The sequence below is a fragment of the Streptococcus sp. HMSC073A12 genome, from assembly GCF_001812815.1.
Classification (GTDB): domain Bacteria; phylum Bacillota; class Bacilli; order Lactobacillales; family Streptococcaceae; genus Streptococcus; species Streptococcus vaginalis.
Map to the genome: position 1 here is coordinate 59899 of NZ_KV810564.1, position 10558 is coordinate 70456.

Sequence of the window (10558 nt, forward strand, 5' to 3'; positions counted from 1 at the left end):
TTATAAGAAAATTATCCGCATATCGCAATGTATACGGATAATTCCCACTTAATTTTTTATAGTAAAGCCTTAAATTGAATGTTTGAATCATGCTCAAAGCAATCATCAAAGCCACGTGGGTGATGATATTCAATCCTGTCTTTGTCTTGCGGATAGGTATATTTACCACCGACTTCCCAGATGAATGGATGGAATTGATATTGGAGGCGCTCTTTACGCATCTTCCACAAGGCTAAAATCTCGTCCGTTGAAGCCATGAAGTTAGACCAAATATCATAATGAACTGGAATAATAACTTTGGCACGAAGGTTTTCAGCCATACGAAGCAAATCAATTGAAGTCATCTTGTCTTGAATACCGATTGGATTATCACCGTAGTTGTTAATCGCTACATCAATATTGAAATCTTTTCCGTGTTTGGCAAAATAGTTTGAGAAGTGCGAATCTGCACCATGATAAATTGTACCACCTGGCGTTTCAAAGATGTAATTGACTGCTTTACGCGCCATTTCTTCATCTGTTACAGGCAGACCTTTCAGTTCACCATCTTGGGCATCAGCACCATCAACCGGAAGTGTTACCAAGCAAGTTCGGTCGAAAGATTCCACAGCTGATACTTTAATATCTTTAAACTCAAAACTTTCGCCGGGTTTAATCACGATGATACGTTCTTCTGGGACACCCCATTTTTTCCAGATTTCGCCACATTCATAAGGTCCGACAAATTTAACATGATTCAATTTCGGATTGTTGACAATCGCTGCTGCAGTATTGATATCAATATGGTCACTGTGAAAATGCGATACCAGATAATAGTCCAACTCATTAATCATAAATGGATCAATCACCATTGGCTGCACGCGCAAATTTGGCTGTAATTTACGTACGCCTGCCATATTTGCCATTTGATGTCCCCGCACCATATCTTTGACCTTTTTAGTTGATTTTCCGCGGTTAGACCAAAGATCCATAACCACATTAGCTCCGCCTGGCGTCTTAATCCAAACACCACAATTCCCTAACCACCACATAGCAAAGTTACCTTCAGGCACTACTTCTGCTTCAATTTCTTCGTTAAGCCAAGTGCCCCATTCTGGGAAAGTACTTAAAATCCAAGATTCCCGAGTAATTTCGTTTACGTTTAGCATGATCATTCCTCCTCAAGATAATATTATATTTCTATCTTTAGTATAAGCTGCTCTAAGAGAGAAAAAAAGACCAAATAAAGCACAAGGCTGTGTTCAAGATTGGACTATTTTTAGTACCTAAAAAAGCCGGGAATTCTATCCCTAGCTAGTCATCCATTCTTTCAGTCTTCTGTTGAAGTTGATAATAATTCTTCGTTTACAAGCTTTTGAATTTTATTTTTCAACTCTTGTGTACGAGTTGAATCCTTGAGGTATTGTGACAAAAGTCGTTCTAAATCTTGACTAAATCGCACGCCTTTAGTAGAAAGAGCTTGATCTTTCACAAAAGAAGTAATATTCAATACATCCTCGTAGTCCAAAATAGGCTGAACCTGTATCGTTGGCAAAGTAGTTTCCAACCCGTCATTTGTCGTAATCAATAAGTCCACATCTAAAATGTCTTCAACACTTTTGAATTGCTCTGTCGTAAAAACAGCGCCTAAATTTTCATTTGGCAAATGATATAAGCACTGCTTGAGCAGCAATTTCTGCACAGCGACTCCCTCGTCACAAACTAAATAAATTCGTTTAGCATCTCGTTTTTCAGCATGATTATGCTTTAAAAATCCACCCATGTGAAGAGCAAGATAAGCCACCTCATCATCGGTTAGTGAAATAAGCCACGCTTCCTCCAAAATCACAGCGCAAGACTTGGTGACCGCAAACAACTCTGCATATTTTTCCTTGATTTGAGCAGTTAATGGATTTTGGGATACAATTCCGTAGGTTTTACGGAACAGCAGAGCCTTGCAGTGCGTCAATAAATTCCGCAACAAATCTTCTTTATTTTCAATTTCAAAGTGCGAACTAACTTCAAAACGCAAGATAAACTCATCAATCGCTTCTTTTAATTGGACAAAATCTTGACTGGTTGCATGAATATCCCTGTCCTTCCGATAAGAAAGCAAAAGAACGGCTAAGAGAGAAATCTCAATGTCATTTAATTGCAAGCCAAATGTTGCCTGTAAATTACTATTCAAATTCTTGGCTGCTTGGTATTCTATCCGCTTGCGAATCAAGGTAAACTCACGCTTCAAGTCTTCCTGTTCTTCCTCATTTAAGGCCATATTGCGGCAGCTCAACAGCAGATATGGTAAAACTTGCAGCATGAACTTGATTTCATGTCGATTGATTTTCTTGCCCAAATTCTGCTCCACATCTTGCACTATTTGATTGAGAAAATCCTGTAAATCATCGGACAAAAGTAAATCTTCTCCGATAAATGCTTTTATCTTTTCTGTCAAAATCATCACAAAACTATGATTTCCCTCTACAAAAATGTGATACAAGAGAGAATGAACATATTGGATTTTATTGAGCGGATGACACTTTAAAAAATATCCTTGCGCTTTCGTGGAAGTGAGATTGACTTGATACTGCTCCGAAGCTAACTGATTGCGGATTTCATTCAAATCGTTGAGAACCGTATTGCGGGATACTTCTGTCAATTCCATCAGTTTTTCAATGGTCACACGCTTGTTTGCAACACAAATATACAGAACAGTCAACTGCATGCGCTCGGTCATGTTCATGACATAACTATAAGAATCGACTCCTTCCAGCAAGGATTGGCATAATTCTTTTTGCTGTGCAGTTAAGACAATCCCTACCCTCGGACGACTGCTAATCATTTCACCAACCTCTGCCAAAGCGTCATTGATTTTTTCCAAATGATAATAAATCTTCCTCCGCGATTGATTGGTTGCCCGTGAAATCGTCATAATCGTTTCTGGCTCTTTCAGCTGAATGAGGTATCTTAGTAAGTCACAACTTGTCTGGTCCAATAGTATCATCATTTACTCCTTGAAAGGGACTGTAAATTATTATAACATCTTTTCACACATCTTCCTACGAGATTGAAACGAGTCCATCTGTTATTTTGCTTATCTTTGAGTTTGTTGCGGAAGCAGAATGAGAAAAGCAGGGTGTGGAACTGCCAACCATGACACTCTGAATCATAGTAATCGTTCCACCCCTTGATAGATTTCTTATCGTCGTTCTTACTTTTTCTGTCCGTAGTAAGCATTCTTTCCGTGTTTTCGCAGGTAATGCTTGTCTTTGAGATCTTGCGGCACTTCTGCCACTTCTGGATTGATAGCTTCTGTGTAGCGTGCCATACGAGCGGATTCTTCCAGAACAACTGCATTATAAACAGCAGACTTTTCGTCCTTGCCCCAAGCAAATGGTCCGTGGTTGCGGACGGTTACACCTGCTACTGCGAGCGGATCTAAGCCACGCTTGGCAAATTCTTCAATAATGACTTTCCCAGTTTCTTTTTCGTACTCGCCATTGATTTCCTCTGGTGTCAAGGCACGAGCGCATGGAATTGAACCGTAGAAAGTATCAGCGTGCGTGGTGCCATAACAAGGAATATCACGTCCTGCTTGCGCCCAAGCCACTCCTTCTGTCGAGTGCGTATGAACAATGCCACCCACTTCTGGAAATGCTTTGTACAGTTCCACATGCGTCGGCAAATCTGACGACGGATTCAGGTCTCCTTCGACAATATTACCGTCCAAATCAGTCACAACCATATTTTCTGGAGATAATTTTTCATACGCCACACCAGAAGGTTTAATGGCAATCAAGCCTTTCTCGCGGTCAATCGCCGAAACATTTCCCCAAGTAAATTTCACCAAACCATGCTCTGGAAGCTCCATATTGGCTTTATAGACACGTTCTCGTAATTCTGGTACTAACATTCTCATAACCCCGCTTTCTCAATGAGTGGATAAAGGAAATCCTGCGCTTCTTTGATAGCTGCTTTGGTTTCTTCCACCGTTTCACAATTTTCAGACCACATTTCAATCAAAAACGGTCCTTGGTAGTTGGTTTTTTTCAAAACGGCAAACATTTCTTCCCAATTGACACAACCTTTGCCAAAAGGTACATCTCGAAATTGCCCTTTAGAATGCTCCGTCACGGCATAGGTATCTTTTAAGTGCAGCGCAGCAATTGCCTGATGACCAAGGTAAAATTCACTCCAGAGGTCATTATGCCAAGCAGAAACATTACCTGTATCTGGATAGACAAAGAGATAAGGCGAATTGATTTCTTTTGCCACAGCCAGATATTTTTCAATGCTGTTGATAAATGGGTCATCCATAATTTCAATCGCCAGCATGACCTGCGCCTGCTCAGCCCAATCACATGCTCGTCGCAGATTTTTTAAGAAACGAACGCGTGTTTCAGGTGATTTTTCTTCATAATAAACATCATAGCCGGCTAATTGAATAACTCGCACACCCAAATCTTGCGCTAACTCAATACATTGTTTCACCGTTTCAAGTGATTTTGCTTCTAGCTCAGGATCGTTCGAGCCTAATGGATAGCGCCGATGTCCGCTAAAACAAATGCTTGGAATCCGCACACCTGTATCATAGATGGCTTTGACAAGCTCTAGGCGTTCTTCTTTGGACCAAGTGAGACGCGCCAACCGAGCATCGCTTTCATCAACCGACATTTCCACAAAATCAAAGTCCATTTCTTTGGCAAATTCTAACCGTTCTTGCCAAGAAAAATGCTTCGGTGTCGCCTTTTCATAAATTCCAATTGGACGTGCCATGACTTACCCCCATATTCGCTTGATTTCGTCTTTGAAAGCACACGCTGCTGCTGCTGGGTTTTCAGCTTCTGTTATTCCGCGTCCAGCAATAAAGGTAAAGACATCCACTCCTTCAAAGAGTTTGAGTGTATCCACATTCAAACCACCTGTCACAGACACACGGAAACCCATTTCAATCAATTTCTTAACTTTATTGAGATCTTTTTCACCCCAAGTTTCGCCGGCAAGAAGGGCATCGCGTGATTGGTGATAAATGGCTTGCGAGATACCAGCATCTAACCAAATCTGAGCTTGCTCATAAGTCCAATCACCGTAGAGTTCAATCTGAATTTCACCGCGTTCACCGCGTTCTTCTTGTATAGCTTTCAGGGCTGCTTTCATGGTTGGAATCGTCGCACAACAAATGCAAGTCATCCAATCCGCACCGCGTACGGCATTATTTTTAGCAACTGTCCCGCCAGCGTCAGCACATTTAGTGTCAGCTACGATGATTTTATCAGGAAATAAACTGCGCAGCACTTCTACCAGCTCACTACCGACTTGCAAGAGACAAACCGTTCCTGCTTCAATGACATCCACTTCATGACCGACCGACACAGCTGCTTTAATAGCTCCTTGCAAGTCTGAATGATCTAGTGCAACTTGTAAATTTGGAAGACGTTTTGACATAATTTTCTCTCCTTCTATTCTTTTCTAATGGATTGAAACACAACCATTTACTAACTATCTAAATCCAATCCTTCTAAATAAGGACTATTTTTTGACTCATCAATCAAAGCTAGAACTTCTGCTTCTGTTTGACAAGCTAACAAACGATCAATAGAATTTTCCAATTCGAAGAGGGCAATAATCTGCGGAATGGCGACACTCGTATGAATTTTTGAACTCGTTGCCGCAAGAGCCAACAAGACACTCACACCTTTCCCGTCTGAGAAAGTTACAGGTTCTTTCAAAGTCACCAAAGAGAAGGCATCTTTTTGTACACCAGCCTCTGGACGAGCATGTGGCATCGCCATACCCGGCATCAAAATATAATAAGGACCATATCCTTCTGTGGATTCGATGATTGCATCATAATATTCAGGCTTAACAGCTCCGCTTTCAATCAAAGGGTCAACAGAAAGTTTGACCGCTTCTTGCCAAGTTGAAGCAGAAAGCCCTAAACGAATAGATTTGTTTTCAATCAATGCTTGCTTTAAATTCATGGCTTCTTCCTTTCGTAGGAAATGGAAACTCAAAACGGATTGGCAAAGAGAAATCCTCTGCTACTTTAAAAGTACAACAGACTTCAATTTTCCTATGCTTTCAGTTTCACCTATCCTTTTAAGCGAATGAGGCTTGGACAAGCGTCCAAAGCCTCTATATCAATTTCTTAAGCGACGAGGCTGAGACAAACCTCTAGCCGCATCATTCCAATACCTGTGATAGTTTTTCAGTAATTTCTTTGTCGTCCATCAGATTATCTAGACCAATCAATTTGCCATTTGTCCGTCCGTCCAATTCATGAATCAAATGAAGAGAGGCAATGACGATATCATAACCAGAAGCTAAACTTTTAGCTTCGCCCACACTGCAAGAATTGACCGTGAAATCTGTTTGCCCAAGTTTACGTAGAGCATTTTCTACTTTCATCTTAATCACCATAGATGAACCCATGCCATTTCCGCACGCTGTTAATACCTTAACCATATTATTTTCCTCCAATATTTAAATCTATTTTTATTCTTCTTCTGCTTGAACATCACCACGGTAGTATGCTTCCTTGTCTTTTGCTTTGGCAAATTGAAGTTGCGGAATAGCCAGCAAGAACACACAGACAAGAATGTAACCAGCAATACCAAGGTATTTGAAAAGATAGCCAAATCCAAGCCATGGGAATTCAAAGTCAATATTTCCATGGTAACCGCCGTAAGAAGCAAGACCGAGCAGTGCCACACAGAGAGCACCGAGCGCTACTTGCAGCACACCTGAGATAAAGGACAAGATAACCGCAGCTTTCCAGCCACCACGCTTATCCGCATAAACTGCAATCGCTGCATTGTCAAAGAATACTGGAACGAAACCGGTAATAATCAGAATTGGATTCTTAAAGACAATCAAGAGCATAATGGTAATCAATTGTCCAATCAAACCGAAAGCAAAGCCTGAAAGCACTGCATTTGGTGAACCAAAACCGTAAGAAGCTGCAACGTCCACAGCTGGGAATGAACCAGGAAGCAATTTGTTAGAGATACCTTGGAAGGCATTGGTCAATTCTGCTACAAACATCCGCACCCCTTGCATCAAGACAAAGAGATAAACTGAGAAAGTAAAGGCTGTTTGAATGATATACATGTAAAAATCTTGCTTAGCAGGGTTGTAAACTGTACCTGATGTAATGACTTTTGCATTTGACATGATATCTGGACCCAAGATTAAGAGAATAGCTCCAAAGAAAACCAACATCAACGTCGCCGAAGCAACCACTGTATCATGGAAAATAGACAATAATTTTGGCAACTTCAAATTGTCAAGATTTTCTTCTTTCTTGCCAAATTTGTCTGCAACTTTATCCACAAACCAAATCGCAAATTGTTGTTGGTGACCAATCGCAAAACCACCGCCACCAGTTAAACGCTGTGTTGCTTCTACTGTCATATTGGAGCTGACTGCCCAGTAAAGTCCACAGATGACACCGATTGCCAGCACGCCCCAGCTATTACGCAATTGAGGAACAAGGAGAAGAACCATCAATGAAACGGTTGCTGCTTGTTGCACCATGATATGACCTGTAATGAACAGCGTCCGCACTTTCGTAATTTTCCGAAGAGCAACGAGCAGGATATTGACACCAAAACCAATCAAAAGTGCTGTTGTTGCTGCTCCGACAAAGTTTGGAAATTCTTCTGCAATCTTTGTATTTGCCGCTGTTAATCCAAAGTATGGGTCAATAACCGCCGCACCAATCTTAAACTTAAAGTTCAAAGCCGCCAAAATCGGACGGAAAGTTGTTACCAAACCTCCAGCACCAACGTTCAACAGCATATAACCAACTGTCGCTTTGATGAAACCAGCATAGACATCATGCGCTGGTTTTTTCAATAACGCATAGCCAATGAGAACCAAGAGACCTACAAAGAAGGCCGGATTCTGCAAAATATTTTGCGAGAACCAGTTCAGAATGTTTAAAATGATGTTCATTTTAACTCTCCTTTTTTCTATTTTATTTGTTCTTTATAGGCCTATTATAAACCATGTAAGCGGTAACAAAAAGACCAAGAATTACACAAGCAACTGTTCACTCTTGGACTGCGAAAAATATGGGAGCCAAAAACGCCGAGAAATTTCTCAGCGTTTGAATAATGAAATTTATTTTTCAACTTGACTATCTGTTGTTTCCTCAATGACTAATTCATCATCTTTAAGATCTGCCAAAAGATGTTTCACATCCAGATGATCCAGATGATAATCTGTTACTTTGTCACGGATTTGTTGTTCAATCACACGGCGAAGCGGACGAACACCCATGACTTCATCATACCCCTCTTCTGCTAGATAATGTTTGGCTGCATCTGTTACTGTTAACGTGATGTCTTTCTTAGCAAGCGTTTGGTTGACTTCATCCAACATCAAGTCGACGATTTCAGCTAAATCTTCTTTACCAAGATGAGAGAATTCAATGACTGCATTGAAACGGTTCAAGAATTCTGGACGGAAGTATGGTTTCAACCGATCCATAATTTTCATATCCTTTTCTTCATCGCCCGTAAAGCTTTCATAGCCAAATCCTGCGTTAGAAGTAGCGATAATAACTGTATTCTTAAAGTTGACAGTATTTCCTTGACCGTCTGTCAAACGTCCATCGTCCAAGACTTGCAATAACAGCGTGATGACTTGCGGATCAGCTTTTTCGATTTCGTCCAGCAAAATGATCGAGTATGGATTGCGACGAACACGTTCTGTCAATGTATTGCTATTGTCGTCGTAGCCCACATAGCCAGCTGTTGTACCAATCAACTTCGACACAGCCGTGCGGTCAGAGTATTCAGACATATCCAAACGAATAATCGCGTCTTTTGTACCGAACATATCAAGCGCTAATTGTTTTGCTAGCTCTGTTTTTCCGACCCCAGTTGGTCCGACAAAGAGGAAGCTACCAATTGGACGATTGCCTTCATCAAAACCTGCACGATTTCTCCGAATAGCACGTGCCACCGCTTCAACCGCTTCATTTTGTCCAATGACTTTGGTCTTTAAGCGCGCATTCATCTCTTTCAAGCGCTCAATATCGCTGCTGCCCATTTGAGAAACAGGAATACCCGTCATGCGTTCTACAGACTCTGCCACATCATTGACAGTCGCTGTCACTTTCATATCTTCCGTATGATTTTCAATTTTCTTTTCCAGCTCTTCAATGCGCATCTTGGCATTCAAAGCCGTTTCAAAATCTTCTTTTTCAACAGCAGCTTCTTGTTTGGCCTTTTGCTCTGCGATTTCACGTTCTACTGCATGCACATCTGTAACGGGGTGTTGAGCTGCTAAGTGAGCCGCTGTCACATCTACTAGGTCAATTGCTTTATCTGGCAAACTGCGTTGCGGAATATATTGAATCGAATAATCCACAGCCGCTTTTAACACTTCATCTGGCAAGATAACATTGTGGTGTTTTTCGTACAAATCAAGAATTCCTTGCAAAATCTTATAAGTATCCTCTGCAGACGGAGCATTTACTTTTACTTCATTGAAACGGCGAGCCAAAGCCGCATTTTTCAAAATGGTATTGCGGTATTCATCTTGCGTCGTCGCACCAATCACAGTTAAATCCCCACGAGAAAGAGCTGGTTTCAAAATGTCTGCCAAACCTTTAGAGCCGCTGTCTCCACCTGTGCTTCCAGCACCAAGGATTTGATGAATTTCATCAAAGAAGAGAATGACATTGCCGGCTTCTTTCACTTCAGACACCAAATTTTGAATATTTTCTTCAAAGCTACCTCGATATTGCGTACCTGCTTCTAATCCAGAAATATCTACAGAAATAATTTCCTTATTTTTAATAGCAGCAGGGACATCGCCGTTGACAATCGCTTGCGCCAAACCTTCGACAACTGCGGTCTTACCAACCCCAGCATCTCCGACTAGCACTGGATTATTCTTCGTCCGACGAGACAGAATTTCAGCTGTTTCTTGAATTTCCTTATTGCGCCCAATAACGGGATCTAACATATCTTGCCGCGCTTCTTCTGTCAAATTGCGACCCAATTTTGCTAAAATGCCATCTTGTTTTGGAGCACCTGTTTGTCCCTGCATTTGCGGATTTTGATTTTCTACCGCTTGTTTCGGCAGTTTCCCCGTTGCTCGGTATTGTGCAAATTCTTCTGGTGTTACTTCACGTCCATTGATGAGATAACGCCGATTTTCACTATTAAAACCGCCCATTCTTCCCATCAATTGATTGAAAAGATTATCCATATTATCAAAGTTGTTGTAGTTGTTATTCATATCTGTACCTCATTTGTTATTTTACATAATTTTTGCAACTGCTTAAAATATAAGACAAAGTGAGCAACTCTATCTTTTGGATTTATATTTATAAAAGGCAGCCAATATTTTACATAATTTTAAACCTCTCCCAAAATAGAGATGAAATCACTTTAACTGAGCGTAGCTAAGAATTTCATCTTGTTTGAGCGAATGTAACGGATTTTATTCCTTTCCGTTTACAATTGTAATTATACAGTGTTCCAAACAAAAAGTCAATAGATTTTTGTAAAAAGTTACATAATTTTTTAATCTATGATAAATTGCAATAAAAAGTGCAACGTTTACT

General features: G+C 40.7%; 9 protein-coding genes. All 9 read right to left on the reverse strand.

Annotated elements, in window-relative coordinates:
* Positions 1–56: 56 nt before the first annotated feature.
* The 9 genes from ulaG to HMPREF2876_RS08870 all read right to left on the reverse strand — a co-directional run bounded on the left by ulaG (position 57) and on the right by HMPREF2876_RS08870 (position 10230).
* A complete protein-coding gene (gene ulaG, locus HMPREF2876_RS08830; RefSeq protein WP_024052589.1) occupies positions 57–1148 on the reverse strand; it encodes an L-ascorbate 6-phosphate lactonase in 1092 nt (363 codons plus the stop codon).
* Positions 1149–1309: 161 nt separating this feature from the next.
* Positions 1310–2980 carry a BglG family transcription antiterminator gene (locus HMPREF2876_RS08835; protein WP_070584709.1) on the reverse strand — a complete coding sequence of 557 codons (1671 nt, stop codon included), beginning with the start codon at positions 2978–2980 and terminating at the stop codon, positions 1310–1312.
* Positions 2981–3187: 207 nt separating this feature from the next.
* Positions 3188–3889 carry an L-ribulose-5-phosphate 4-epimerase gene (locus HMPREF2876_RS08840; protein ID WP_042754115.1) on the reverse strand — a complete coding sequence of 234 codons (702 nt, stop codon included), beginning with the start codon at positions 3887–3889 and terminating at the stop codon, positions 3188–3190.
* Between the two features lie 2 nt (positions 3890–3891).
* Positions 3892–4752: an L-ribulose-5-phosphate 3-epimerase gene (locus HMPREF2876_RS08845; RefSeq protein ID WP_024052586.1), complete on the reverse strand. Its 861-nt coding sequence runs from the start codon at positions 4750–4752 to the stop codon at positions 3892–3894.
* A gap of 3 nt (positions 4753–4755) precedes the next feature.
* Positions 4756–5421 carry a 3-keto-L-gulonate-6-phosphate decarboxylase UlaD gene (locus HMPREF2876_RS08850; protein WP_024052585.1) on the reverse strand — a complete coding sequence of 222 codons (666 nt, stop codon included), beginning with the start codon at positions 5419–5421 and terminating at the stop codon, positions 4756–4758.
* Between the two features lie 50 nt (positions 5422–5471).
* Positions 5472–5957, reverse strand: a complete 486-nt coding sequence (locus HMPREF2876_RS08855; protein WP_020999451.1) for a PTS sugar transporter subunit IIA — start codon at positions 5955–5957, stop codon at positions 5472–5474.
* A gap of 202 nt (positions 5958–6159) precedes the next feature.
* Entirely contained in the window at positions 6160–6441 is a 282-nt protein-coding gene (locus tag HMPREF2876_RS08860; RefSeq protein WP_003032305.1) for a PTS sugar transporter subunit IIB, read from the reverse strand.
* A gap of 30 nt (positions 6442–6471) precedes the next feature.
* Positions 6472–7932 (reverse strand): PTS ascorbate transporter subunit IIC, encoded by a 1461-nt coding sequence (locus HMPREF2876_RS08865; protein WP_024052584.1) that lies wholly within the window; start codon positions 7930–7932, stop codon positions 6472–6474.
* Positions 7933–8100: 168 nt separating this feature from the next.
* Positions 8101–10230, reverse strand: coding sequence for an ATP-dependent Clp protease ATP-binding subunit (locus HMPREF2876_RS08870; RefSeq protein ID WP_024052583.1), 2130 nt, complete (start codon positions 10228–10230; stop codon positions 8101–8103).
* Positions 10231–10558: the final 328 nt, after the last annotated feature.